We start from the raw sequence: 25,792 nt of genomic DNA, 5'->3' as shown, positions 1-25,792 counted from the left end.
ATATCGACCCCGCCCGCAAGACCCGCGACCTCGTCCGCCAGCTCCAGGCCCTCGGCCACCAGGTCGCCCTCACCCCGACATCAGCCTGACCGCCCCACCCCACCGACATCCGGTCCGCAAGCGGACCGGATGCTGCCGCCTGCCCAGCCACAGGTGGATTTTCCGTTCAGCCTGTCCGGCGATTGAGGACACGCCCGCAGGGCGTCTGTGTCGTCTGGGGGCTGGGGCCAGACAGCGACGCCGTCACACGTCCAGTTCGGCCTCGATCTTCCGCATCTGGTGGCGGGCCATCGCCAGATTCGCCCGGGCCTTGTCCAGCGCCAGGTAGAGGAACAGCCCGTTGGCGCCGCGCCCCTTGAGGAGCCGGATCAGGTGGTACTGGCCGCCGAGCGTGATCAGGATGTCCTCGATCTCGTCCTTGAGGCCCAGGTGTTCCATGGTTCGTACCTTGGCGCGCACCACATCGGTGTTGCCCGCCGCGGCCACTGTCAGGTCGAGATCCTTGCTGCCGCCGAGGGTGCCCAGCGCCATGCCGCTCGTGTAGTCGACCAGGGCGACACCGAGGGTTCCCTCGATGCTGGTCATCGCTTCCTTGAGCGCGGTTTCGGTGTTGGCCATGGGGCTCGCACTTCCTTTTCGTCCGGTGGTGTTCCTGGCTGTTGTCGTGCGTTTCGGTACGGTCATGCGTTCTCCCGGGCGCTGTCGACCAGGGCGCCGATGCGGACACTGGCCCGGCGGGCCTCAAGGTGGAGCCGGCCCACGTTGACGCGCGGCCCGGCGAGGAGCGTCAGGACGGCGGAGGAACCCGCCGCGTAGGTGGCCACGTAGCCGTCGTCGCCGCGCACCAGCAGTTCGCGGAAGGCGCCCCGGCCGGTGGCGTCCGTCAGCCGCACGGCGACGCCGAGCGCCGCGGCGGTGAGCGCCGCCACCCCCTCGGGCTCCACGGCCGTGGTGTCCTGGGCCAGTACGAGGCCGTCGACGCTTGCCGCGAGCGCGCCGGTCAGCTGGGGAACCCTGGCTTTCAACTGCCTCAGCTCGTCGAGCACTTCGGGTTCGGCCGCCATCATCTTTCTCCTTTCCGCGCGTTGTCTCAGGGCGCGCCTCATGAGGTCGGGGTGGAGAGGGCCGCGCCGACGGTCCGGGACATCACAGATTTGCCTCCAGGGCGTCGCGGAGCCGGCGCAACAGGGCGGTGTCCGGGTCGTCGGCGACCCGCGCGACCCAGGCGGGCACGGGAGGCGGGGGCGGCGGCGTGTCGCGGGGCGTGGCGACCGTCCCCGCCGCCGCGAGCCTGCGTACGTCGATCAGCGTGTGGAAGGCCGGCCGGCCCAGGGCCCGGGCGATGTCCCCCGGGGTGCGTTCACCGTCCGCCAGGTCGAGGACGGCGCGCTGCCTGCGGGTGACGGGCTGCCCCGACGGGGTGGTGCGGCGTACGACGGGTGCGGTGTCGGTGTCCGGGTACGGCCAGAGCTCGTCCAGCAGCTGCCTGCGCCGCCGTGACTCGCGCTCCACCACAGCGGCGGAGACCGGGCGTATGGCGCCTATCCAGTGGGCCGCGCCGTACCGGAAGCGGGTCGGGCCGCTGCCGGGAGCGAGCGCGAAGAAGGCGGCGTCGAACAACGCGCTCAGATGGCACAGTTCGAGCTCGCCGCCGGCCAGCCGGCCGCTGTCGACGAGGAAGCGCCCGACCCGGCCTCGGGTGCCCGCCCGGTCGACGGCCTCCTGCCAGTCCTCGGCGGGCAGCCGCCCGGTCGAGGTCAGCAGTACGTCGATGCCGGGCGCGGCAGGGCTCTCGGCGTGCACGACCTGGCCGTCGACGAGGTACAGGGTCCCGTGGTCCCGCAACAGGGCGCCGGTGGCGCGCTCGGCGGCCAGCCGGTCCAGCATCGGGGACACGGTCCCGGTCATCCCAGAACCAGCCGCTCGGCGAGGCTGCTCAGGCGTAATCGGGCCAGCGCCAGATTGCCGTGCTCGCGGTCGAGCCACAGGTGCAGGAAGACGCTGCTGTCGAAGGCGGTCTCGACGAAACGCAGCAGGTGGTAGCCGCTCGGCGTGGTGATGATGACGTCCTCGACGGGCAGCCCCTTGGGGGAGAACGCCCGCTGTTCGGCGGCCATCCGGGCCAGTTCCGCGGTCTCCGCCGCGGTGGCCTCGTGGTCACCGTTCGGCGACTCCCCTTCCGTACCCAGCGCGAGCCCGCTCGTCCAGTCCACCAGGGAGGCTCCGAGAGCGCCGGGCAGAGCCATCGCCGCGAGTAGACATTCGTCGATTCCGGGCATGCGGAACCCCCCTTCCGGTGTGGCACACGGATGCGGACTGCCGGACACGTGTTCTGTGGCAGTGACGAGGAGATTACGTAAAGGGAGGAGCGCAGGCAGGTGGTTCTGGCATTTTCTACGTGCACATGCCAGCTAGCTTTCGCCTCGTGCCTTCATTACTGCTTTATTGATCGCCCAAAGACCGATTCCGATCAAAAGTAGGACGCCTGCGCGGATGTACACGTCCGCCGGCCGGTCGGCCAGCGGGCTGGCGAGGATCAGGGCGGTGATCGCGCCGAGCACCGGCAGGGCCGTCGGCGTACGGAAATGCTGGTGCGCCACGCGGTCCCTGCGCAGGACCAGCACCGCGACATTGACCACGGCGAACACGCACAGCAGCAGGAACGCCGTCGTGTCGCCCAGCCCCTCGATCTCGCCGGTCGACACCAGACCGATCGCGAGCAGCGACACGAACACGATGCCGACGACGGGCGTACGGCGGCGGGAAAGGACCCGGCCCATGCCGCGCGGCAGGATGCGTTCGTTCGCCATGCCGTAACAGAGCCGTGAGGCCATCATGATGTTGATCAGCGCCGAGTTGGTCACGGCGAACAGCGCGATCAGGGCGAAGAGTTTGGGCGGGAAGTCGACCCCGCCCGCCTTCACGACCTCAAGCAGTGGCCCGCTCGATTTCTGCAGCGTCGTGTAGTCGACGAGCAGCGACGAGACCAGCGCGACCAGGACGTAGATGGTGCCGGTGACCGCGACGCCGATGAAGATGGCCTTGGGGAAGGTGCGTTGCGGATTCTTCGTCTCCTCCGCCATGTTGACGGAGTCCTCGAAGCCGACGAAGGCGAAGAAGCCGAGCGCGGTGGCGCCGAGGACGCTCGTGAGCAGGGCATAACCCGTACCGGACGCCTGGAACTCGCCGAGCCGCGCGGGCTCGCCCTCGCCCGAGAAGACGGCGTACGCACCGATCGTGAGGATGATCGCGAGCCCCGTCACCTCGACGAGCGTCAGCACCACATTCGTCTTCACCGACTCCGACACGCCGCGCAGATTCAGCGCGGCGAGCGCGACGATGAACAGGATCGCGACGAGCGTCGGCGGCACGGCGTCCGTGAACTCCGCCAGATAGTCGCCGCTGAACGCTCGGGCGGCCGCGCTCGCGGACGACAGGCCCGAGCACATCACCATGAAGGCGATGATGAAAGTGAAGAAGGGGACCTTGAAAGCCTTCTGCGTGTAGAGCGCGGCGCCGGCGGCCTTCGGATACTTGCCGACGAGTTCGACGTACGACGCCGCCGTCAGCAGTGCCACGACGAAACCTATGGCGAACGGCAGCCACAGCGCGCCGCCGACCTTCCCCGCCACTTTGCCGGTGGTGGCGTAGATGCCGGTGCCGAGGATGTCGCCGATCACGAACAGGATCAGCAGCTTGGGGCCGAGCGCGCGTTTGAGCGGTGTGTCGTCGACTGCTTCGGATGCTCCTGGCGATCCGGGCACTTCGGAACTGGTGGTCATGGGACCTCCCCCGGTGTCGGTGTGGGGGACTTTCTGCCCGGTGGAACGCGAGTGATGCCCGCGCGTCCGTTCGCATCTGTTCGTGCCCGTTCCGCGCCCGTACTCCGGTCAGCCGCGGCCGGCGTCCTCCACGGCGGCCGCCACATCGTCCAGGTCCCTGGTGATCGCCTTGCTCACCGCTCGCGCGCCCAGGCCCCCGAGGACCTTGGCCAGCAGCCCCGCCACTCCGGCGGGCGGGACGGCGGAGAACGTCATCCGCACGGCCGTCGCGTCGGGCCCGTCGGCGCGCAGGACGAACTCCGACACGTAGTGCGCGCCTTGCGAGTCGGCCTCCACCACATAGCGCACCGGCGGCTCGCTCGCCGTCACATACATCTCCTCGGTGGCCTGTTTGCCCAGCATCCGGCGGGTCTCGCGCCAGCGGGTGCCGACACCGAACGGGTCTGCCGGTGACCGCTCCAGGATCTCCACCCTCTCCACGCCGCTCAGCACGCGCGGCATGCCTTCCAGGTCGGTCAGGGCGCGCCAGACCCGGTCCGCGCCGGCCGAGATCCGCCGCTCGACGACCACGCTCTTGTTTGCCATGGACTCATGGAACCAGCCAGGTCTGACAATCGCCGCCCGACGACTAACCGATGGATCAGCGGACGGACTACAGCAGCGCGTCCGGGTGTGTCCCGCCGGACTCCGCGACGATCTCGGCGAGCGTCTGCGGCGGCCGTACGACGCTGAAGCGGACCCCGTCAGGAGTGGCGGTGAAGCCGTGGATCCCGGCCCTGGCAAGGCTGTTGTAGGCGTAGTGCGCGGCCATGTAGTACGCGCCGGTGTCCAGCACAGCCGCGTAGTCGCCCTGGTCCAGGAGCGGCAGCAGCCGGTTCTCGGCGAGCAGGTCGCCCGCGAAGCACGCGGGGCCCGCCACGTCCTGCGCGACCGGCGGGCCCGGCTTGGGCAGGCCCTTCGCGTCGTACGCCGCGATGCGCAGCGGCCAGGACTCGGGGGCGTACACCGTCCGGGTCGCGATCTGGACGCCCGCGTGGGTGACGGCGATCGGCCGGTCCCCGGCCCTCTTCGCGTACTCGACGCGGGCGACGACGGTGCCGTGCTTGGCGAGCAGTGAGCGGCCGAACTCGGTGACCAGGCCGTAGCGCCCGTCCAGCAGGCCCGGGACCTGCTGCTTGAGGAGTCGGGCGTAGTCGGCGTACGTCGGAGTCTCGGCGTCGGAGGTGAAGTTGACCGGGAGGCCGCCGCCGATGTCGACGGTGTCGATCTGCTGCTGGCCCGCAGCCGCGTTGATCTCCTCGGCGAGGTCGTACGCCGCCGCCACGCCCCGGGCCATCAGCTTCAGGGGCAGGCCCTGCGAACCCGAATGGGTGTGCAGCCGGGTCATCCACGGCCGGTCGAGGTACGCGCGTACGACCCATTCGCGGGCACCGGGATCGCGCAGCGCCACGCCGAACTTCGAGGTCGCGGTGGCGGTGGAGAGCGCGCCGATGGAGCCGCCGCCGATCTGCGGGTTGACGCGCAGGCCGATGGGGGAGGTGGTCGGGGCCAGTCCGACCAGTACGTCGATGCGCGCCAGCTCCTGGCGGTTGTCGGCGTTGACCGCGATGCCGGCTGCCAGGGCTTCGCGCAGCTCGGCGGGGGTTTTGGCGGGGGAGTCCAGCACGGTGTGCGCCGGGTGTACGCCGGCGGCGCGGGCCAGGGCCAGCTCGCCGGGGCTCGCGACCTCGGCGCCGATGGCGGCGTGCTCGTACAGCAGCCGCAGGACCGGGACCAGCGGCGTCGCCTTGACGGCGAACGCATGCAGGACCGGCGTGCCGGGCGGGGTTACGGCGTCGAACGCGGCGCGCAGGGCGGCGGCCGAGGCGCGGATGGCGGTGACGTCGAGGAGACCGGCGATGGGGGTGGCGGGGCCGACGATGCCCTGCTCGACCGCGGCGCGTACGGCCTGCTCGCGCCGCTGGGGCGCACTCATGTCCGAAGGCATGTGTTCCAGCCAACCACCCACTCGGACCGGGCGCAGGCGGCCGAGTGTATTGACTAGCTCTATTCATCAAGCCAGGATGTGAATAGACCCCAATGCAGTAGTCGCGAGGAGGCACACCATGTCAGGACCCCGACCCGTACGGGCGCCGCGCGGTACGGAGCTGAGCGCCCTGGGATGGCAGCAGGAAGCCGCCCTGCGCATGCTCCAGAACAACCTCGACCCCGAGGTCGCAGAGCACCCGGACAAGCTCGTCGTCTACGGAGGCACGGGCAAGGCGGCGCGGGACTGGCGCTCGTTCGACGCGATGGTGCGCACCCTCAAGACCCTGAAGCAGGACGAGACGATGCTCGTCCAGTCCGGGCGCCCGGTCGGCGTCATGCAGACCCACGAATGGGCGCCGCGTGTGCTCATCGCCAACTCCAACCTGGTCGGCGACTGGGCGAACTGGGAGGAGTTCCGCCGCCTGGAGGCGCTGGGCCTGACCATGTACGGCCAGATGACCGCCGGGTCGTGGATCTACATCGGCACCCAGGGCATCCTCCAGGGCACGTACGAGACCTTCGCGGCCGTAGCGGCGAAGAAGTTCAACAACACCCTCGCCGGCACCATCACCCTCACCGCCGGCCTCGGCGGCATGGGCGGCGCCCAGCCGCTGGCCGTGACCATGAACGACGGCGTCGCGATCTGCATCGACGTCGACCCGCGCGCCATCGAGCGCCGCATCGAGCACCGCTACCTCGACGTCAAGGCCAACAGCCTGGAGCACGCCCTCCAGCTCGCCGTCGAGGCCCGCGACGCCCGCAAGCCCCTGTCCATCGGCCTCCTCGGCAACGCGGCCGAACTGCTCCCGCGCATGCTCGCCGAGGGCGCGCCCATCGACATCGTGACCGACCAGACCAGCGCCCACGACCCCCTCGCGTACCTCCCCATCGGCGTCGACTTCGACGACATGGCGTCGTACGCCGCCGAGAAGCCCGCCGACTTCACCCTGCGCGCCCGCGAGTCCATGGCCAAGCACGTCGAGGCCATGGTCGGCTTCATGGACGCCGGCGCCGAGGTCTTCGACTACGGCAACTCCATCCGCGGCGAGGCCCAGCTGGCCGGATACTCCCGCGCCTTCGACTTCCCCGGCTTCGTACCGGCGTACATCCGTCCGCTCTTCTGCGAGGGCAAGGGCCCGTTCCGCTGGGCGGCGCTGTCCGGCGAGGCGTCGGACATCCACAAGACGGACAAGGCGCTGCTCGACCTCTTCCCGGAGAACGAGTCCCTGCACCGCTGGATCAAGATGGCCGGCGAGCGCGTCCACTTCCAGGGCCTGCCGGCCCGTATCTGCTGGCTCGGCCAGGGCGAGCGCGACAAGGCGGGCGCCCTGTTCAACGACATGGTCGGCGACGGAACCCTCGCCGCCCCGCTGGCCATCGGCCGCGACCACCTCGACTGCGGCTCCGTCGCCTCGCCCTACCGCGAGACCGAGGCCATGCTCGACGGCTCCGACGCGATCGCCGACTGGCCGCTGCTCAACGCCATGGTCAACGTCGCCTCCGGCGCGTCCTGGGTCTCCATCCACCACGGCGGCGGCGTCGGCATGGGCCGCTCCATCCACGCGGGCCAGGTCTCGGTGGCGGACGGCACGAAGCTCGCGGGCGAGAAGATCCGCCGCGTACTGACGAACGACCCGGGCATGGGCGTCATCCGGCACGTGGACGCGGGATACGACATCGCGGAGAAGACGGCGGACGAGCAGGGCGTACGGATCCCGATGCGGGAGGGCGAGTGACCTCCGTGGCGCCCACCGACGGCCCGCCGGACACAACAGGGGCCTCCTCCACCTCGTTCCACGAGATGTGGGCGGACCTCAAGCCGATCGGCCGTAACGCCACCTCCGGCGGATACCGCCGTTACGCCTGGACGGCGGCCGACCAGGACTGCCGCGCCTGGTTCAAGGCCCAGGCCGAATCCCGGGGCCTGACCTACGAGCTGGACCGCAACGGCAACCAGTGGGCCTGGCAGGGCGACCCCCTCGCCGGGGACGCGGTCGTCACAGGCTCCCACCTCGACTCCGTCCCGGACGGCGGCGCGTTCGACGGCCCGCTCGGCGTCGTGTCGTCCTTCGCCGCGCTCGACGAACTCCGCCACAGGGGAGTGGAATTCACCAAGCCGCTGGCCATCACCAACTTCGGTGACGAGGAGGGTGCCCGCTTCGGCCTGGCCTGCGTGGGCTCCCGCCTGGCGGCCGGGCAGCTCACGGCCGCCAAGGCCCACGAGCTCCGTGACGCGGACGGAATCAGCCTCCCGCAGGCCATGGAGTCAGCCGGATACGACCCGGCCACCATCGGCCCGGACCCGGACCGCCTCTCCCGTATCGGCGCGTTCATCGAGCTGCACGTGGAACAGGGCCGAGCCCTGGACCTCACCGGCGACCCCGTCGGCATCGCATCCGCCATCTGGCCGCACGGCCGCTGGCGGTTCGACTTCCACGGCGAGGCCAATCACGCGGGCACCACCCGTCTGGAGGACCGCCGCGACCCGATGCTGACGTACGCCGAGACGGTCGTCGCCGCCCGGCGCGAGGCGCGGCTCGCAGGCGCCCTCGCGACCTTCGCGAAAGTCGCCGTCGAGCCGAACGGTGTCAACGCGATCCCGTCCCTGGTACGCGGCTGGCTCGACTCGCGCGCCGCTGACCAGGCAACTCTCGACCAGGTCATCGCAGGCATCGAGCAGGCGGCCCGCGAGAACGCCACCCGCTCCGGCATCGACCTGCGCATCACGCAGGAGTCCTTCACCCCGGTGGTGGAGTTCGAGCACGCACTGCGCGACGAACTGGCGAAGCTCCTTCAGAGCGGTCACGGCGACATTCCCGTCCTCGGCACGGGCGCGGGACACGACGCGGGTATTTTGTCCGCTTCGGTCCCGACCGCCATGCTGTTCGTACGGAACCCCACGGGTATCTCGCACTCCCCGGCCGAGTACGCCGGCGAGGACGACTGCGTCGCGGGGGTCATCGCACTCGCCGACGTACTGGAGGGGCTCGCGTGCACGTGACCTACTGGCTGGAGCACGCCTGGCTGCACACCTTCGTCGAGCCGGGCGTGGTCCTGGACGTGGCGGACGGCCGCATCACAACCGTCCGCAAGGACGTCCCGGCCCCGCCGCCCGGCGCCACGGTCCTGCGGGGCCTGACCCTGCCGGGCTTCGCGAACACCCACTCGCACGCCTTCCACCGGGCGCTGCGCTCGACGGTGCAGGTCGGCTCGGGCACGTTCTGGACCTGGCGGGAGGTGATGTACGGCGTCGCCTCCCGCCTGACGCCCGAGACGTACTTCGACCTGGCGAAGGCGGTGTACGCCGAGATGGCGCTGGCGGGGGTCACCGCGGTGGGCGAGTTCCACTACCTGCACCACGCGCCCGGTGGTACGCCCTACTCCGACCCGAACACCATGGGCGAGGCCCTGATCGCGGCCGCCGACGCGGCCGGCATCCGCATCACGCTCCTGGACACGGCCTACCTCGCGTCGGGCTTCGGTACGCCGCCGAACCGCCAGCAGCAGCGGTTCTCCGACGGCACGGCGGACGCGTGGGCGGAGCGGGCGTCACTGCTGAAGGACCGCGATCACGCTCGTATCGGCGCGGCGATCCACTCGGTACGGGCCGTACCGGCGGACCAGCTGGCGACGGTGGCGGCGTGGGCGCAGGCCCGTGTGACGCCGCTGCACGTGCACCTGTCCGAGCAGACCGCCGAGAACGACGCGTGCCTGGCCACGCACGGCTGTACGCCGACCCGGCTGCTGGCGGACCACGGCGTCCTGGGGCCGCGTACGACGGGCGTCCACAACACCCACCTGACGGACGAGGACATCGCCCTCCTGGGCAGCACCTCCACCGGCACCTGCATGTGCCCGACGACGGAACGCGACCTGGCGGACGGCATCGGCCCGGCGACCCGCCTCCAGAAGGCGGGCTCCACCCTCTCCCTGGGCAGCGACAGCCACGCGGTGATCGACATGCTGGAGGAGGCGCGGGCAATGGAGCTGAACGAACGCCTGCGCTCACGGACGCGGGGCCACTGGACGGCGGCGTCCCTGCTCCGCGCGGCGTCGGCCGACGGGCACGAGGCGCTGGGCTGGCGGGACGCGGGGGTGATCGAGCAGGGTGCGCTGGCGGACCTCACGACGATCGCCCTGGACTCGGTCCGTACGGCGGGTCCGTTGCCGAGGCTGGGCGGGGAGACGGCGGTGTTCGCGGCGTCGGCATGCGACGTACGGCACACCATTGTGGCGGGCCGACACATCGTGAAGGACGGCGCCCACACCATGATCCCGGACGTCCCCCAGGCCCTGGCCAAGGCGATCACCGCCGTCTACAGATAACGGGATCCAGCCCGTCCGGCGTTTGAGGACACGCCCGGAGGGCGTCACGGGGGTCTGGGGGCTTGCCCCCAGTTCGGGAAGGGGCGGGTCGGGGAAAGCCCCGCGCAGCGGCTGCCCCGCCCCGCCCCGCCCCGCCCCGCGCACCCCACCGCACCGCTCCCAAGAGAGGACCCCGTGACCACCACCCTCATCACCAACATCGGCAGCCTCGTCACCAACGACCCCACCCAGGGCACCGGCTCCCCCCTCGGCCTGATCCAAGACGCAGCTGTCCTGATCGACGGCGACCGCATCGCCTGGGCCGGCAAGGCCAAGGACGCGCCGCCGGCCGACACCGCGTACGACGCCCACGGCCGCGCCGCCATCCCCGGCTTCGTCGACTCGCACTCCCACCTCGTCTTCGCCGGCGACCGCACCGACGAGTTCAACGCCCGCATGTCCGGCCGCGCCTACTCCGCCGGCGGCATCCGCACCACCGTCGCCGCCACCCGCGCCGCCACCGACGAGGCGCTCGAAGCGAACCTCACGCACTACCTCCGCGAGGCCCTGCGCCAGGGCACGACCACCTTCGAGACGAAATCCGGCTACGGCCTGACGACCCACGACGAGGCCCGCGCCCTCCGCATAGCAGCGGCCCACACAGACGAGGTCACCTACCTCGGCGCCCACATCGTCTCCCCCGACTACGCCGACGACCCGGCCGCGTACGTCGAACTCGTCACCGGCGAAATGCTCGACGCCTGCACCCCTCACGCCCGCTGGATCGACGTCTTCTGTGAGAAGGGCGCCTTCGACGGCGACCAGGCCCGCGCCATCCTCACCGCCGGCAAGGCGAAGGGCCTGCACCCCCGCATCCACGCCAACCAGCTCAGCTACGGCCCCGGCGTCCAGCTCGCCGCCGAGCTCGACGCGGCGAGCGCCGACCACTGCACCCACCTCACCGACGCCGACGTGGACGCCCTCGCGAGCAGCAACACCGTCGCCACTCTCCTCCCCGGCGCCGAGTTCTCCACCCGCGCCGCCTGGCCGGACGCCCGCAGGCTCATCGACGCGGGCGCGACCGTGGCGCTGTCCACGGACTGCAACCCGGGCTCGTCATTCACGTCCTCCATGCCCTTCTGCATCGCACTCGCCGTACGCGACATGGGGATGACCCCGGACGAAGCCATCTGGTCGGCCACAGCGGGCGGCGCGGCAGCCCTGCGCCGTACGGACATCGGCCGCATCACCGCCGGCGCCCGGGCCGACCTGGCCCTCCTCGACGCCCCGTCCCACGTACACCTTGCCTACCGCCCCGGCGTGCCCCTCGTCTCCGAGGTCTGGCAAAAGGGTGTGCGTACGACGGGACACGCCGGGTAGGCGCCAGAACGTAGAGGAGGGCCTGCCCCGGATAGCGCCTGGGGCAGACCCTCACTCACACACTTTGTTCACGGCGTACGCCGAGGTATTACTCCTCCAGCGTCAGGCCCTTGCGCAGCTTGTTCAGCGTGCGCGACAGCAGGCGCGACACGTGCATCTGCGAGATGCCGAGCTCGTCGCCGATCTCCGACTGCGTCATGTTCGCGACGAAGCGCAGCGAGAGGATCTTCCGGTCCCGCGAAGGGAGTTCGGCGATCAGCGGCTTCAGGGACTCGACGTACTCGATGCCTTCGAGCCCGTGGTCCTCGTAGCCGATCCGGTCGGCCAGCGCGCCCTCGGAGTCGTCCTCCTCGGGCTGGGCGTCCAGCGAGCTCGCGGTGTAGGCGTTGCTCGCGGCCATGCCCTCGACGACCTCTTCGTTGCTGAGGTCGAGGCGCTTCGCGAGTTCGCCAACCGTCGGGGCGCGGTCGAGCTGCTGGGCGAGCTCGTCACCGGCCTTCGCGAGGTCCAGGCGCAGTTCCTGGAGGCGGCGCGGGACGCGGACCGACCAGGACGTGTCACGGAAGAAGCGCTTGATCTCGCCGACGATCGTCGGCATCGCGAAGGTGGGGAACTCGACGCCACGGCTGAGTTCGAAGCGGTCGATCGCCTTGATCAGGCCGATGGTGCCGACCTGGATGATGTCCTCCATCGGTTCGCTGCGGGAGCGGAACCGGGAAGCGGCGAACTTGACCAGAGCCAGGTTCAGTTCGACGAGTGTGTTGCGTACGTACGCGTACTCGTGCGTTCCCTCTTCGAGGGTTTCGAGGCGCCCGAAGAGCGTCTTCGACAGGGCCCTGGCGTCCAGCGGCCCCACCTCGTCGTACGGGGGAATCGCCGGGAGGCCTTCGAGGCCCTCGGGTCCGGTCTCGATCTGCTCCGAGAGGGCGGGCAGGGCGGGCGGGGCGTGCGGGGGTGTCGACGGCGCGGTCTGCTGCGCGGGAAGAACAGGGAGCGCGGAGAGCGTACGCGTTTCGTCGAGCCGGGGTGACATGGTCTCCTCCATCGTTCTCGGCATATGGCTGCCGATGCCGATACGTCTGCGTGCGATGTGCGGCGCCTCCAAAGCCGGTCGTGTTGGTTGTGTCCTTACTAGGCCTACCCGCTCTTGACCGGCACTTGCAAGTCCCTTATGTCCGAATTGAGTAGTATTGAAGGGGTCTTCGGGTACCGATCGAAGTGGAGAAGGCGTAGTGTTCTGGCACGTCAATGACAGTCACGACTGCGAAGAGGGACGAGACGGACATGGAGCGCGGGACGGTCGGCAGCGCGAACCGGGGTCGGCTCCGGGTCGCAGTTCGGACCGAGGGTCAGAGTGAGATTGTCACGCCGGCAGGTGAGCTCGATCACCACACCGCCGAGCTGCTCCGTGAACCTCTGGAAAATGCCCTTGAAGCCGGGCGTGCGCGCCTGGTCATCGACTGTTCGGCGCTCGAGTTCTGTGATTCCACCGGGCTCAATGTGCTGCTCGGTGCTCGCCTCAAGGCCGAAGCGGCCGGGGGAGGGGTCCACCTGGCCGGGATGCAGCCAGTAGTGGCCAGGGTCTTCGAGATCACCGGGGCCGAGGCCGTCTTCACTGTCCATGAGTCACTCGAAGCCGCTTTGGAAGAGTGAATTCCGCCTCAGTGGCACCTCCTGCTGACCGGTTTGGTTACCTGCGTCACACGTCCGTACCGAAAAAGTGGGTGTTCTCACCGTTCGGCCGGGCAGGAGGTCTCTGACCCTGTCGACCCCAGGGGGCTCTGAATGCCCCCGCCGTCCTTGCAGCGATGAATTGATGAATTGGCGAATCGGTGAGGTGAAGCGCTGATGAGCACCACCCGGCAGCCTCAGTCGGGCGACCTCGGCCCGGAGTCGGCGAGCCACGGCTCTGCCTCTGCCGTGTCCGCCGCCGGCCAGGGGCGTTCCCTGGCGCTGACCAGTGCCAGCGGCATAGTGCCGCTCGCTCGCGACTTCACCCGCCAGGCGCTGTACGACTGGGGCTGGCTCCCCGCTTCGTCGGCCGACCGGCGGGCCGCTGCCGAGGACGTCCTGCTCGTCGTCTCCGAGCTGGTCACCAACGCCTGCCTGCACGCCGAGGGGCCCGAAGAGCTGCGCGTCACGTGCGACGGCAAAGTGCTGCGCCTCGAGGTCGTCGACCGTGGGGCCGGCCAGCCTGCCCCGCGTACGCCGCACCGGGCCGGGCGGCCCGGCGGCCACGGCATGTTCATCGTGCAGCGGCTGTGCCTGGACTGGGGGGTCGAGCGGACCCAGGAGTCCGCCGGCAAGACGGTCTGGGCGGAACTCGCCGCTCCGGCGTAGTCCACCGCACGGTTCCCCCAAGGGTTACCGGCGGTTCGCGGTCATTCAAGTGCACGCCTATCCGGCGTGCACTTTCTCTTCCCCCCGCAAGGCCTCAGGCGTACCTTGACGCCCAATCTGATGTGTCGTCAGTAACTTGACTTCCGGCATAAGGGGACTCGAGGTGTCGTACCAGAAGCGGACAACTCTCGCGCTGGCGGCGGCGGTTGCGGGCTCGGTGGTGCTGCTGGCCGCCCCCGCGGCCCATGCCGACGTCGTGGACGTCAACTACCAGTGCAAGACGCCGATCGGGAACAAGGGGGCCGTCTCCCCGATCGACATCAAGGCCGTCAAGAGCGGCAGTGCGTACAAGCTCACCATGTCCTTCCAGAAGGGCGTCTCGTCCAGCCCCGTGGAACTGGGCAAGGGGGCGATGAAGCCGAGCGCCGTCATCAAACTGGGCGGCGCGGACAGTGGCACCGTGCCGGTGTCGGGCCCGCCGAACCCGGCGGCCATCCCCGCCAACACCCCCATTAAAATCAGCGACTTGACGGGTGCGTACACTCCTGCCAAGACCGGCAAGGTCACCTTCACGGCGTCCGTCCTGACCATCAAGGCGCTCGGTACGACCACCACCTGCACCCCCTCCAACAACCCCAAGCCGTCGCTCGAACTCGACGTCAAGGGCGCGGGCGGCGGTGACTCCTCGGGCGATACGTCGCAGAACGCGTCCGGCGGCAGCCCCGGGGAGCTGCCGAAGACGGGCCCGCTGGACTCCGCACTGGCGCTCGGCACGCTCGGCGGTACGGTCCTGCTGACCGGGGCGGCCGGGGCGTTGTGGCTGACCCGGCGCGGCCAGCGGCCCACGGGCTGAAGCCGCCCGTGCAGCCGCCGCGCAGCGTCCGTCACGCCGGCCGCCGCCTTGCCGCCGCGGCCGTGGTGCTGCTGTGCGCCGCTGCCGTGCTGCCGCCGTCCGCCGCCGTGGCGGACGGGGGGCCACCGTGGAAGGCGGCCCCGAGCGGCGACGGCAGACCGTACTTCTACCTGGAGGGCGTGGCCGGCACGGTCTTCGAGGACACGCTGGCCCTGACCAACCCGGGCAGCAAGCCCCGCACGGTCGGGCTGCGCGGCTCGGGCGAGGGCGCCGGGGCATGGATCGTGCTCGCCACCCCCGAGGTGAAGATCCCGCCGCGCACCCGCGCGGAGGTCCCGTTCACTGTGACCGTGCCGCCGGGCGCGGCGCCCGGTGACCACCCCGGCGCGATCGTCGCCTCGGGCGCGGGCCACGAGACGGACGTACGCGTCCACCTGCGCGTCAGCGGCCCGAAGCTGGCGGCGCTGACGGTCGAGGACGTGACGGTCCGCTCGCACGGCGACGGCGCGGTCATCGAATACGCGCTGGTCAACCGAGGCAACACCACCCTCACCCCGCGCCTGGCCGTCCGCGCCGAAGGCCTGGTCGGCAGCGAGCTTCTGCACCGCGCGCCCCGCACCCTGCCGGAGCGCCTCGCCCCCGGCGAACGCGTGGAACGCACCGAACCCTGGCCCGGCGCCCCAGCCCTCGACTCGGTGACCGTACGCCTCACCGCGACGGCGGCAGGCGGCGCACACGGCGAGGCGACGGCGTCCGCGCCGTTCGTGGCCTGGGGCACGGTGACGGGCACGGCGCTGCTGGTACTGGCCGCCGGGGCAGGGTCGGTATGGCGAGTACGCCGTCGCCGACCCCCACCAACGACGCCCACGGGCCCCCCGACGAACCCCGAACGGCACTTGGCGCAGGCAGGAGCAACCACGTGACCCCCGCCAACCCCGACTGCCCCGAACCCACCCCCGCCCGCGGCCCGTGGGCCGTCGCGTTGCTGCTTGGCCTGGTGGTGGCGCTGGTTCTTCTCCCCGTCGCCAGTGCCGACGCCAGCGCGGACCGGCCGCCCGAGGTCACGCTCTCCCGGCAGGAGGCCGGCAAGGGCGGGGACATCACCGTCAGCGGGACAGGGTGGCGGCCCAAAACGCTCCTCATGATGCTGATCTGCGGCCAGTCCGCCCCCGGCAGAGGTGTGATCGGTGGCACCAACTCCTGCGCGAACTCCGACGGCCGCGCCGTGACCACCGACGCCAAAGGCGCCTTCCGCAAGAAGATGCCGGTGGCCGAGCCGCCCAAGCCCTGCCCGTGCGTGGTGCACGTCGCGACGGTCACCGGCAACGAACCGGCCGCAGCGGACGCCGGGTTCAAGGTCGCCGGCCACCCCGTCGCACCGCTCCCGCAGCCCGGCCAGGGCGGAAAACTCGCCGTGCTCGCGGCCGCCCGGCTCGACGGTTCGGGCTCCGTACTGACCTGGTTCGGCGCCCCGCAGACCCGCAGACTCGTCGTCACCGTCGGCAATCTCGGCTCCGACCCGGTAAAGGATCCCGTCTTCGAGATCGGCACCTCGCACGGCGTCTTCGCCCCGCAGTGGGAGGAACGCCAGTGGCGGGGCACCATCCAGCCCGGCAAGAAGGCCCGCGTCGCCTTGGACGTCCAGCTGTCGGCCGGCGCGCACGGCGACTACCTCGTCTCTCTCAAGTACGGGCAGAAGGTACTGGCCGAGCAGCCGTGGGGCGTGGGGCGGCCGTGGGGCGTCACGCTCTTCTGGGTCCTGCTGTGCGTCGTCGTCCCGGCGGCGGTGTTCCGTATCGGTATGGCGGTCGTCGACAAGGTCCGGCCCATCCGGCCGGTCCGGCCGCGTACGCCGGGCCGCCACCGCCCGGCGCGCCTCGCGGACCGAACCCGTACACCACGAGCAGAGGCCAGAGGCGCCCCGGCCCTGCCGTGGTTCACCCCGGACAACGCGCCGGGTCCGCACACCCCGATCTCCGCACCGTCTCAGCCCCAGTCCCAGAACAGTCCGACGACGAAGGGAAATTCGTGACCACGCAACGGAGGATGAGCGCGGCCGGCGTCGCGCTGATACTCGGCGGCGCGGGAATCCTGCTCGCGGCGAGTCCCGCGCAAGCAGCCGAAGTCTCGTTCAAGACCGAGTGCATACCCCCGCCCATCTCCGGCATGCCGCCCGTACAGGGCACCACGAAGGTGCAGATCACCGCACCCGCGGAGGCCAAGGTGGGCGACGAGGTCGAGGTGGTGTGGAAGACGGTGGAGGCCGCTTCCAAGAACCCCGACGTCATCGACCTGGAGAAGGACACCGTCAAGCCGACCGGGACCATCAAGGTGGCCGGAGCGGCGACCGGGGACCTCAAGATGGAGGGGCCGCGGCAGAACCCGCCGATTCCCAAGAACAGCCCGATGGTGCTGCCGGACATGAAGGGCAAGCTGAAGCTGGAGAAGGCGGGCGAGATCACGCTGACGCCCGACGCGTACAACATCAACGTCAGCAAGCCGATGTCGACGGACACCAAGTGCGCGCCGAAGGAGACGGTCAAGGCCGCCGCGACCATCAAGGTCTCGGCGGGCGGCGGCGGTACGACAGGCGGCACCACGTCCGGCGGCGGAGATACGGGCGGTACCTCGTCAGGCGGCAGCACGGCCTCCGGTGGCACCACGTCCGGCGGCACTACGACGTCCGGCGGCGGCACCACGTCCGGCGGTGGCGGCGGCGGGCAGAGCGACTTCCCCGGCAAGGAAGTCACCGTCGCCTTCGAGTGCAAGTCGCCGGGCCCGGCGAGCATCAATTCCAAGGTGACCATCAACGCCAAGAAAAACGGCGGCAGTTACGACCTGGTTGTCAAGACCGCCAAGGGCGTCATGGACAGCCCGGCCGCACTCCCGGCCGGCGCACTCAAACCGTCCATGGCGATCCCGGTCGGCGGCGCCGACAAGGGCACCGTCCCCGTGACCGGACCCGCCAACAAGGACCCACTCGAACAGGGCAAGCCGGTGGACCTGCCGGACATGACAGGGACGTACAAGCCGGGTGCCGGCGGCAAGTCCACGCTCAGCCCGGGCACTCTCACGATCGAGGTAACCCTGGGCGGCCAGAAGATCACCATCCCCTGCACCGTCAAGGGCAAGGCGGAGGTCTCCCTTGAGCTCGACACCGCTGCCCAGCCGGGCGGCGCGGCGGGCGGCGGTTCCACCGGGGGTTCCACCGGCGGCTCGGCAGGCGGCTCCACCACCGGCAGCACAGCGACCACCGGCGGCGGCACCGACTCCGGCGGCGGCCTCGCCGACACCGGCGCCGCCGACAGCGGCGGCCTGCGCGCCCTCGGCCTCGTCGCGGGCACGGTGATCCTGCTCGGCGGCGCGGTGTTCACGTTCACGCCGTGGCGACTGCTGAAGCGCTGACCGGCGGCGTACAGCGGCGTACGACGGCGCACAACGGCGAAGGGCCGCCGCACCGGACGAATCCGGTGCGGCGGCCCTTCGTAGTACGCGTACGTACGTACGGGTCAGTGCACGCCACCCATGAGCGGCTGCACCTTCTTCCGGTACATGAAGATCGCGAACCCGCCGAGCATCGCGATGGCGCCCTGGCTGGCGAACCACCACCCGGTGTCGGTCGGCGCGCCGACCAGCTGGAGCAGGGCGATCACCGAGGATCCCGCGGTCACGGCGAGGAACCAGACACCCATCATCTGGGACGCGTACTTGGCCGGGGCCAGCTTCGTCGTCAGCGACAGGCCGACCGGGGAGAGGGTGAGCTCACCGACGGTCTGGATCAGGTAGACCGAGCACAGCCACAGCGGGGTGACCTTGACGTCGCCCGAGGACGCCGTCTGGGCCAGCATCATCACGAAGAACGAGGCGCCGATCATGACCAGGCCGAAGGCGAACTTGGTGAGGGTGCTCGGCTCCTTCGAACGGCGGGAGAGCGCCACCCACAGCCAGGCGAAGACCGGCGCGAGCGCCATCACGTACAGCGGGTTCAGCGACTGGAACCAGCTCTCCGGGAAGGCGAAGCCGAGCATCGAGCTGGCGGTGTTGTCCTTGGCGAACAGGGTCAGCGTCGAGCCGGTCTGGTCGTAGATGCCCCAGAAGGCGGCGGCGGCCACGAAGAACCAGACGTACGCCGACACCCGCGACCGCTCGACGGCGCTCAGGTCGCTGTCGCGCTTGATGCGGATGATGTAGAACGCGGGCAGGACCAGACCGAGGATGGTCAGCGGCCACAGGACCCAGTCGATGGTGAACTGGCCGCTGAGACCGACGAGGGTGTACGCGACGCCTGCGACGGCCAGCCAGATCAGGGCCTTGCGGATGATCCCGACGCGGTCCGCGTCGGACAGCGGCGCCGGCACCTCACTCGACTCGGGCGCCAGGTTGCGGAAGCCGAGGAAGTAGAAGGCGAGGCCGATGGCCATGCCGACACCGGCCATGGCGAAGCCGTAGTGCCAGTTGACCTTCTGGCCGACCCAGCCGATGGTCAGCGGGGCGACGAAGGCACCGAGGTTGATGCCCATGTAGAAGATCGTGAAGCCACCGTCACGGCGCGGGTCATTCTTGTCCCGGTACAGGTGGCCGACCATCGTCGAGATGTTGGCCTTGAGGAGACCGGAACCGGCGGCGATGAACGCCAGGCCGATGAAGAACGACACCACCGTCGGCAGCGCCAGCAGGAAGTGGCCGATCATGATGATCGTGCCCGAGACCGCCACGGTCTTGCGGGCGCCCCAGACACGGTCGCCGAACCAGCCGCCCGGCAGGGCGAGCAGGTAGACCATCGCGTTGTACACGGAGTAGATGGCGATGGCGGTGCCCGCGTCGAAGCCGAGGCCGCCGTCGGCCACCGCGGCCGACAGGTAGAGCACGAGCAGGGCGCGCATGCCGTAATAGCTGTAGCGCTCCCACATCTCGGTCATGAACAGGTTGGCCAAGCCGCGGGGGTGGCCGAGGAAGGTCCTCTCGACGCCAGGAGTACTGGCCGAGTCCTTCGTCAGGCTGGACGCCATGGTGGATCCTTGCTCGCTCGGGACGCGTCCGCCTCGTGAGCGGGTGCGCGCCCGGTGTGGGGGGTGGCCGACGGCACGCAACGGCCCGGCCGACAGGTCATTCACTGTCCGGGCAGGCGCGGCCATGGCCGGCGATGCCAATCCCGCACAGAAAAGAGCCCTTTGGTGTGTTTCGCCAACCAAAGGCCTCTCGGTCCTGCTACAGACGACTCGCCACCATACGGCACGACACTGGTGCATATGGAAGGACTTGAGAGATGGATCACAGGGCGGCCCGGAACCAACGGGCCTGATTCGAAGGTCGATACCAGGATCGCATCCCACAGCCGCAGGACAGAACGATCACTCGGCGATCGACCACTCCCCGTACCTCACGCCGACTACCATCACCCCATGACCCGTGTACTGCTGGCCGAGGACGACGCATCCATCTCGGAGCCGCTGGCCCGTGCCCTGCGCCGGGAGGGCTACGAGGTCGAGGTGCGCGAGGACGGCCCGTCCGCGCTGGACGCCGGTCTCCAGGGCGGCGTCGACCTCGTCGTACTGGACCTGGGACTGCCCGGCATGGACGGCCTCGAGGTCGCCCGCCGGCTGCGCGCCGAGGGCCACGCCATCCCGATCCTGGTGCTGACCGCCCGCGCCGACGAGGTGGACACCGTCGTAGGCCTCGACGCCGGCGCCGACGACTACGTCACCAAGCCGTTCCGTCTCGCCGAGCTCCTCGCCCGCGTACGGGCCCTTCTGCGGCGCGGCGCCAGCGAGCCCGCCCCCGCGCCCGCCACCCACGGCGTACGGATCGACGTCGAGTCGCACCGCGCCTGGATGGGTGAGGAGGAACTCCAGCTCACGGCGAAGGAGTTCGACCTGCTGCGGGTCCTCGTCCGGGACGCCGGCCGGGTCGTCACCCGCGACCAGCTGATGCGCGAGGTCTGGGACACGACCTGGTGGTCGTCGACCAAGACCCTCGACATGCACATCTCGTGGCTCCGCAAGAAGCTGGGCGACGACGCCGCCAACCCGCGCTACATCGCCACCGTGCGGGGCGTCGGCTTCCGCTTCGAGAAGAGCTGACGTACACACACAGCCATGCGCCGCCGCCTGATCAACTCCACGCTCGCCGTGGTGCTCGTCGTCATCGCCGTCTTCGGCGTCTCCCTCGTCCTCGTCGAGACGCGCACCATCAGCAACAGCGCCCAGGAGAGCGTCGACTCCGAGGCGCTGCGCCTGATCAGCGTCGTGGAGAGCCGCATCCTCGGTGAGGAGAGCGTCAACCCGGGTGTGCTGGAGGAGCAGATCCACCCCGAGCGGTACGCCCGTATCGAGATCCCGGGCCGCGCTCCCATCGAGATCGGCGAGCGCCCCGAGGGCAGCCTCATCACGGGCGTCGCGCGAAGCGAGTCGGGCGAGAAGGTCACCGTCCAGGAGTCCCGCTCCACCGTCACCGACGAAGTCGGCCGTACGCTCATGATCATCGGGGCGGTGGCGCTGCTCGCCGTGATCGCCGCGGTCCTCCTCGCCGTACGCCAGGCGAACCGGCTCGCCTCCCCGCTCACTGACCTCGCCGAAACCGCCGAACGCCTCGGCTCGGGCGACCCACGGCCCCGCCACAAGCGGTACGGCGTGCCGGAACTCGACCGGGTCGCCGACGTACTCGACTCCAGCGCCGAGCGCATCGGCCGGATGCTCACCGCCGAGCGCCGGCTCGCCGCCGACGCCTCCCACCAGCTCCGTACGCCGCTGACCGCGCTCTCGATGCGGCTGGAGGAGATCACCCTCACCGAGGACCTGGACACGGTGAAGGAGGAGGCGACGATCGCGCTGACGCAGGTGGAGCGGCTCACCGACGTCGTACAGCGGCTGCTCACCAATTCACGCGACCCGCGCACCGGCTCCGCCGTGGCCTTCGACCTCGACGAGGTCGTCAAGCAGCAGATCGAGGAGTGGCGCCCGGCGTACCGCAGCGCGGGCCGCGCCATCGTCCACTCCGGCAAGCAGGGCCTGCGGGCGGTCGGCACACCGGGCGCGGTCGCTCAGGTGCTGGCCGCGCTGATCGAGAATTCGCTGATGCACGGTGGCGGTACGGTCGCCCTGCGCACCCGCGTCACCGGCAATCAGGCCGTCATCGAGGTGACCGACGAGGGGCCGGGCGTACCCGCGGAACTGGGCGCGCGGATCTTCGAGCGCAGCATCAGCGGCCGTAACTCGACCGGGATCGGCCTGGCCGTGGCGCGCGACCTGGCCGAGGCCGACGGCGGCAGGCTGGAAATGCTTCAGCAGCAGCCGCCGGTGTTCGCGCTCTTCCTGAGCAGGGTGGCGCGCCCGAAGCAGGAGCCCGAGCCGACGGTCAGATGACCTTCGCTAAGTGCCTTCGCTAAGTGCCTTCGCTAAGTGCCTTCGCTAAGTGACGCGGTCGATCCGGGTGTCCCGCGGGTCGTCCAGGAAGGACTCCGCCGTCTCGACGGCGTCACCGCCGACGCCCGGCAGCTTCTGGAAGACCCAGGTGCGGTACGACCAGAACCGGAAGACGGTCGCGATGCCGATACCGAGGAACTTGAAGAGGTTGCTCTGCAGCGGGCTGTCCCAGCCGAAGCCGTACGTCGCGGCGTACAGCACACCGCTCTGGATCACCAGGCCGATCGCACTGAACAGCAGGAAGAGCGTGAGCTCCCTGGTCCTGCGGTTCTTGTCGCGCTCCCGGTAGGTGAAGTAGCGGAAGCCCAGGTAGTTGAAGCCGATCGCGACGACGGTGGCCACGATGCTCGCCCGGACGACGGGGAGGTCCGTGAGGTGGCGCACCAGGTTGAAGACGCCGAGGTCCACCAGCAGCCCCAGTCCACCGACCGCTCCGAACTTCGCGAACTCGCGCCCGATCTGTTCCAGGCGCCTTCGCAAGGGGCCGCCGTCCCGTCCACTCATGGTGATCGCAGCCCCGTTTCGGTCGATGTCGTCAACGATCGGTCATGTCGTCAACCCAGCCATGCTAACCAGGCGCCCACGGCAGATGCCTGCGGGCGCCATCGAGGTGTGGCGGGGCTGTGACGGAGAGCGCGCGGAACGCGCGGACAAGGGGCCGCGGGCCTGCGGATACCCTGGAGGCGTGACGTTCCCCGTAGTCGGCATGGTCGGTGGCGGTCAGCTCGCCCGTATGACCCACGAGGCGGGTATCCCCCTCGGCATCAGATTCAAGCTCCTCAGTGACACCCCCCAGGACTCGGCGGCCCAGGTCGTCAGCGATGTCGTCATAGGCGACTACCGCGATCTGGACACGCTGCGCGCTTTCGCGCGCGGCTGCGATGTGATCACCTTCGATCACGAGCATGTCCCGACCGAGCACCTGCGGGCCCTGGAAGCGGACGGCATCCCCGTCCGGCCGGGGCCCGACGCACTGGTGAACGCCCAGGACAAGGGCGTAATGCGAGCGAAGCTCACGCAAATCGGAGCGCCTTGCCCGCGCCACCGCATCGTGAGCGACCCGGCGGACGCGGTCGCGTTCGCTGCCGAGACCGGCGGCTTCCCGGTGATCCTCAAAACCGTGCGCGGCGGATACGACGGCAAGGGCGTCTGGTTCGTACGCAGCGAGAAGGACGCCGAGGAGCCCTTCAAGGCCGGCGTCCCGGTCCTCGCGGAGGAGAAGGTCGACTTCGTGCGGGAACTGGCGGCGAACATCGTCCGCTCCCCGCACGGCCAGGCCGTCGCCTACCCGGTCGTCGAGTCGCAGCAGGTCGACGGCGTGTGCGACACCGTGATCGCCCCGGCGCCCGGCCTCTCCGAAGAGCTCGGCGGCCAGGCCCAGGCACTGGCGCTGCGCATCGCGGGCGAGCTCGGAGTGGTCGGCCACCTCGCCGTGGAACTCTTCGAAACAACGGACGGCCGCATCCTCGTCAACGAACTGGCGATGCGCCCGCACAACTCGGGCCACTGGACCCAGGACGGTGCGATCACGTCCCAATTCGCGAATCACGTCCGAGCCGTCCTCGATCTCCCCCTCGGTGACCCGCGCCCGCGCGCCAAGTGGACGGTCATGGCGAACGTCCTCGGCGGCGACTACCCGGACATGTACCAGGCGTACCTGCACTGCATGGCGCGCGACCCGCAGCTCAAGATCCACATGTACGGAAAGGACGTGAAGCCCGGCCGCAAGGTCGGCCACGTCAACACCTACGGCGACGACCTCGACGACGCGCTGGAGCGCGCCCGTCATGCCGCCGGCTACCTGCGAGGAACGATCACCGAATGACGACCCCTGCTGCAGCCCCCGTAGTCGGCATCGTGATGGGCTCGGACTCCGACTGGCCCGTCATGGAGGCGGCGGCCAAAGCGCTGGACGAGTTCTCGATCCCGTACGAGGTCGACGTCGTCTCGGCGCACCGGATGCCGCGCGAGATGATCACGTACGGCGAGGACGCGGACGCCCGCGGCCTCAAGGTGATCATCGCGGGCGCGGGCGGCGCGGCCCACCTCCCGGGCATGCTGGCGTCGGTGACCCCGCTGCCGGTCATCGGCGTACCGGTCCCTCTCAAATACCTCGACGGCATGGACTCGCTCCTCTCCATCGTCCAGATGCCGGCGGGCGTGCCGGTGGCCACGGTCTCGGTGGCGGGCGCGAGGAACGCGGGCCTGCTGGCGGCGCGCATCCTGGCCACGCACGACAGCGACCTCCTCTCCCGCATGCGGGAGTTCCAGCAGGAGCTGAACGACCAGGCGACGGAGAAGGGCAAGCGGCTGCGCGCGAAGGCGCAGGGCTCGGACGCGTTCGGCTTCGGCAAGTGAACGAACCGTCCCGGGAACTGTCCCGAGCCCGCGAACTGCTGGCCGCGCGCCCGGTGGTAGACGGCCACAACGACCTGCCGTGGGCGCTGCGCGAGCAGGTCCGCTACGACATCGGCCGCCGCGACATCGCCACCGACCAGTCCGCGCACCTCCACACGGACATCCCGCGCCTGCGCGCGGGCGGCGTGGGCGCGCAGTTCTGGTCGGTGTACGTACGCTCCGACCTGGCCGGGGACGAGGCGGTCAGCGCCACCCTGGAACAGATCGACGCCGTGACGCAGCTCCTGGCCCGCTACCCGGACGACTTGGCGCGAGCCCTGACGGCGGACGACATGGAGTCGGCCAGGGGGGAGGGCCGGATCGCCTCCCTGATGGGCGCCGAGGGCGGCCACTCGATCAACAACTCCCTGGCCACTCTGCGTGCCCTGCACACGCTGGGCGTCCGCTACATGACCCTCACCCACAACGACAACATCGCGTGGGCGGACTCGGCGACGGACGAGCCGGGGGTGGGCGGTCTCTCCCCCTTCGGCCACGAGGTCGTCCGCGAAATGAACCGCATAGGCATGCTGGTGGACCTGTCCCACGTGGCGGCCACGACGATGCGAGCGGCTCTGGCCACCTCCGTGGCCCCGGTGATCTTCTCCCACTCCTCGGCCCGGGCGGTCTGCGACCACCCGCGCAACATCCCCGACGACGTACTCGAACTCCTCCCCGCCAACGGCGGCGTCGCCATGGCGACGTTCGTGCCGAAGTTCGTGCTGCCGGAGGCGGTGGACTGGACGCGGCGCGCGGACGAGAACATGCGCGCGCACGGCTTCCACCACCTGGCGATGACGGGGGAGGCGATGAAGGTCCAGCGCGCCTTCGAGGACGCGAACCCGCGTCCGGTCGCGACGGTGGCCACGGTCGCCGACCACCTCGACCACATGCGCGAGGTCGCCGGCATCGACCACATCGGCATCGGCGGCGACTACGACGGGACGGCGTTCACCCCGGCCGGCCTGGAGGACGTGGCCGGCTACCCGAACCTGATCGCGGAACTGCTGCGGCGCGCGTGGTCGGACTCCGACGTAGCGAAACTGACCTGGCACAACGCGGTACGAGCCCTACGCGAGGCGGAATCGGTGGCAGCCGGCCTCCACGACCGCCCCCCGTCGAACGCGACGCTATACCGGAACTGGACGCCTAGAAGACTCCTGAAGATCTTGCTCGGACCGCCCGACTCACCCCGGATTGCCGGTAAATGTCAATCGGGCTGAACCGGTGCAAGCCGGGCGCGATTTCAAGATCTTCATCGGCCTTCTAGAAGTGCACTGAAAATG

24 protein-coding genes and 1 pseudogene are annotated in these 25,792 nt (G+C 70.1%); 15 read left to right on the top strand and 10 right to left on the bottom strand.

The window, feature by feature from the left end; all coding sequences use genetic code 11:
* Window positions 1–243: 243 nt before the first annotated feature.
* From J7E89_RS12650 to J7E89_RS12620, 7 genes are all read right to left on the bottom strand, one after another.
* Window positions 244–618 carry a hypothetical protein gene (locus J7E89_RS12650; protein ID WP_214972823.1) on the bottom strand — a complete coding sequence of 125 codons (375 nt, stop codon included), beginning with the start codon at window positions 616–618 and terminating at the stop codon, window positions 244–246.
* Between the two features lie 62 nt (window positions 619–680).
* Entirely contained in the window at window positions 681–1,106 is a 426-nt protein-coding gene (locus J7E89_RS12645) for a roadblock/LC7 domain-containing protein (protein WP_214972821.1), read from the bottom strand.
* A gap of 40 nt (window positions 1,107–1,146) precedes the next feature.
* Window positions 1,147–1,908: a transcriptional regulator gene (locus J7E89_RS12640; RefSeq protein WP_214972819.1), complete on the bottom strand. Its 762-nt coding sequence runs from the start codon at window positions 1,906–1,908 to the stop codon at window positions 1,147–1,149.
* The gene (locus J7E89_RS12635; protein ID WP_214972817.1) at window positions 1,905–2,279 is read right to left on the bottom strand and encodes a hypothetical protein; all 375 of its coding nucleotides are present in this window, start codon (window positions 2,277–2,279) and stop codon (window positions 1,905–1,907) included. Before J7E89_RS12635 ends, J7E89_RS12640 begins: the two co-directional genes overlap by 4 nt.
* 132 nt (window positions 2,280–2,411) lie before the next feature.
* The gene (locus J7E89_RS12630) at window positions 2,412–3,782 is read right to left on the bottom strand and encodes an APC family permease (RefSeq protein ID WP_214972814.1); all 1,371 of its coding nucleotides are present in this window, start codon (window positions 3,780–3,782) and stop codon (window positions 2,412–2,414) included.
* 108 nt (window positions 3,783–3,890) lie between these two features.
* Entirely contained in the window at window positions 3,891–4,367 is a 477-nt protein-coding gene (locus tag J7E89_RS12625) for an SRPBCC family protein (RefSeq protein WP_214972812.1), read from the bottom strand.
* Window positions 4,368–4,434: 67 nt separating this feature from the next.
* The gene (locus J7E89_RS12620; RefSeq protein ID WP_251060464.1) at window positions 4,435–5,757 is read right to left on the bottom strand and encodes a diaminopimelate decarboxylase; all 1,323 of its coding nucleotides are present in this window, start codon (window positions 5,755–5,757) and stop codon (window positions 4,435–4,437) included.
* Between the two features lie 130 nt (window positions 5,758–5,887).
* Here J7E89_RS12620 and hutU point away from each other — a divergent pair, with 130 nt between their 5' ends.
* The 4 genes from hutU (at window position 5,888) to hutI (ending at window position 11,495) form a co-directional block, all read left to right on the top strand.
* Window positions 5,888–7,546, top strand: a complete 1,659-nt coding sequence (gene hutU / locus J7E89_RS12615; protein WP_214972808.1) for a urocanate hydratase — start codon at window positions 5,888–5,890, stop codon at window positions 7,544–7,546.
* A gap of 65 nt (window positions 7,547–7,611) precedes the next feature.
* The gene (locus J7E89_RS12610; RefSeq protein ID WP_214972829.1) at window positions 7,612–8,811 is read left to right on the top strand and encodes an allantoate amidohydrolase; all 1,200 of its coding nucleotides are present in this window, start codon (window positions 7,612–7,614) and stop codon (window positions 8,809–8,811) included.
* Entirely contained in the window at window positions 8,802–10,136 is a 1,335-nt protein-coding gene (locus J7E89_RS12605) for a formimidoylglutamate deiminase (protein ID WP_214972807.1), read from the top strand. Before J7E89_RS12610 ends, J7E89_RS12605 begins: the two co-directional genes overlap by 10 nt.
* Before the next feature lie 174 nt (window positions 10,137–10,310).
* A complete protein-coding gene (gene hutI / locus J7E89_RS12600) occupies window positions 10,311–11,495 on the top strand; it encodes an imidazolonepropionase (protein WP_214972806.1) in 1,185 nt (394 codons plus the stop codon).
* An 88-nt stretch (window positions 11,496–11,583) separates the two neighbouring features.
* Here the strand turns inward: hutI and J7E89_RS12595 are convergent, their stop codons facing one another.
* Window positions 11,584–12,528, bottom strand: a complete 945-nt coding sequence (locus J7E89_RS12595; RefSeq protein WP_374196811.1) for an RNA polymerase sigma factor SigF — start codon at window positions 12,526–12,528, stop codon at window positions 11,584–11,586.
* 251 nt (window positions 12,529–12,779) lie between these two features.
* Here J7E89_RS12595 and J7E89_RS12590 point away from each other — a divergent pair, with 251 nt between their 5' ends.
* From J7E89_RS12590 to J7E89_RS12565, 6 genes are all read left to right on the top strand, one after another.
* Entirely contained in the window at window positions 12,780–13,148 is a 369-nt protein-coding gene (locus J7E89_RS12590; protein WP_214972804.1) for an STAS domain-containing protein, read from the top strand.
* Between the two features lie 195 nt (window positions 13,149–13,343).
* Complete coding sequence (locus J7E89_RS12585) at window positions 13,344–13,835, top strand: ATP-binding protein (protein WP_214972803.1); 492 nt, start codon at window positions 13,344–13,346, stop codon at window positions 13,833–13,835.
* 163 nt (window positions 13,836–13,998) lie between these two features.
* Entirely contained in the window at window positions 13,999–14,688 is a 690-nt protein-coding gene (locus tag J7E89_RS12580; protein ID WP_214972802.1) for a peptidase, read from the top strand.
* An 8-nt stretch (window positions 14,689–14,696) separates the two neighbouring features.
* The gene (locus J7E89_RS12575; protein ID WP_308315452.1) at window positions 14,697–15,611 is read left to right on the top strand and encodes a hypothetical protein; all 915 of its coding nucleotides are present in this window, start codon (window positions 14,697–14,699) and stop codon (window positions 15,609–15,611) included.
* Entirely contained in the window at window positions 15,608–16,720 is a 1,113-nt protein-coding gene (locus J7E89_RS12570; RefSeq protein ID WP_214972800.1) for a hypothetical protein, read from the top strand. Before J7E89_RS12575 ends, J7E89_RS12570 begins: the two co-directional genes overlap by 4 nt.
* 14 nt (window positions 16,721–16,734) lie before the next feature.
* On the top strand, window positions 16,735–18,093 hold the full coding sequence (locus J7E89_RS12565) for a hypothetical protein (protein ID WP_214972825.1): 1,359 nt from the start codon (window positions 16,735–16,737) through the stop codon (window positions 18,091–18,093).
* A 104-nt stretch (window positions 18,094–18,197) separates the two neighbouring features.
* Here J7E89_RS12565 and J7E89_RS12560 read toward each other — a convergent pair whose 3' ends face one another.
* Window positions 18,198–19,697: a peptide MFS transporter gene (locus J7E89_RS12560; RefSeq protein WP_214972798.1), complete on the bottom strand. Its 1,500-nt coding sequence runs from the start codon at window positions 19,695–19,697 to the stop codon at window positions 18,198–18,200.
* A gap of 393 nt (window positions 19,698–20,090) precedes the next feature.
* Between J7E89_RS12560 and J7E89_RS12555 the strand changes: the two genes are divergently transcribed.
* Entirely contained in the window at window positions 20,091–20,768 is a 678-nt protein-coding gene (locus tag J7E89_RS12555; RefSeq protein ID WP_069928481.1) for a response regulator transcription factor, read from the top strand.
* Window positions 20,769–20,783: 15 nt separating this feature from the next.
* Window positions 20,784–22,049: an ATP-binding protein gene (locus J7E89_RS12550; protein ID WP_214972795.1), complete on the top strand. Its 1,266-nt coding sequence runs from the start codon at window positions 20,784–20,786 to the stop codon at window positions 22,047–22,049.
* A gap of 45 nt (window positions 22,050–22,094) precedes the next feature.
* On the opposite strand, the gene J7E89_RS12545 is transcribed toward J7E89_RS12550, so the two are convergent.
* Window positions 22,095–22,613, bottom strand: a complete 519-nt coding sequence (locus J7E89_RS12545; RefSeq protein WP_214972794.1) for a GtrA family protein — start codon at window positions 22,611–22,613, stop codon at window positions 22,095–22,097.
* Between the two features lie 202 nt (window positions 22,614–22,815).
* Here J7E89_RS12545 and J7E89_RS12540 point away from each other — a divergent pair, with 202 nt between their 5' ends.
* The 3 genes and pseudogenes from J7E89_RS12540 to J7E89_RS12530 form a co-directional block, all read left to right on the top strand.
* The gene (locus J7E89_RS12540) at window positions 22,816–23,934 is read left to right on the top strand and encodes a 5-(carboxyamino)imidazole ribonucleotide synthase (RefSeq protein ID WP_251060466.1); all 1,119 of its coding nucleotides are present in this window, start codon (window positions 22,816–22,818) and stop codon (window positions 23,932–23,934) included.
* Window positions 23,931–24,467, top strand: coding sequence for a 5-(carboxyamino)imidazole ribonucleotide mutase (gene purE / locus J7E89_RS12535; protein ID WP_214972790.1), 537 nt, complete (start codon window positions 23,931–23,933; stop codon window positions 24,465–24,467). Before J7E89_RS12540 ends, purE begins: the two co-directional genes overlap by 4 nt.
* Window positions 24,464–25,639 (top strand): annotated as a pseudogene (locus J7E89_RS12530) (dipeptidase); the annotation flags it as partial. The gene purE and the pseudogene J7E89_RS12530, both read left to right, overlap by 4 nt.
* Window positions 25,640–25,792: the final 153 nt, after the last annotated feature.

Source organism: Streptomyces sp. ISL-100, from assembly GCF_018614615.1.
GTDB lineage: Bacteria > Actinomycetota > Actinomycetes > Streptomycetales > Streptomycetaceae > Streptomyces.
The sequence above is the reverse complement of the archived record's forward strand: the minus strand, read 5'-3'. Positions and strand labels throughout refer to the sequence as shown.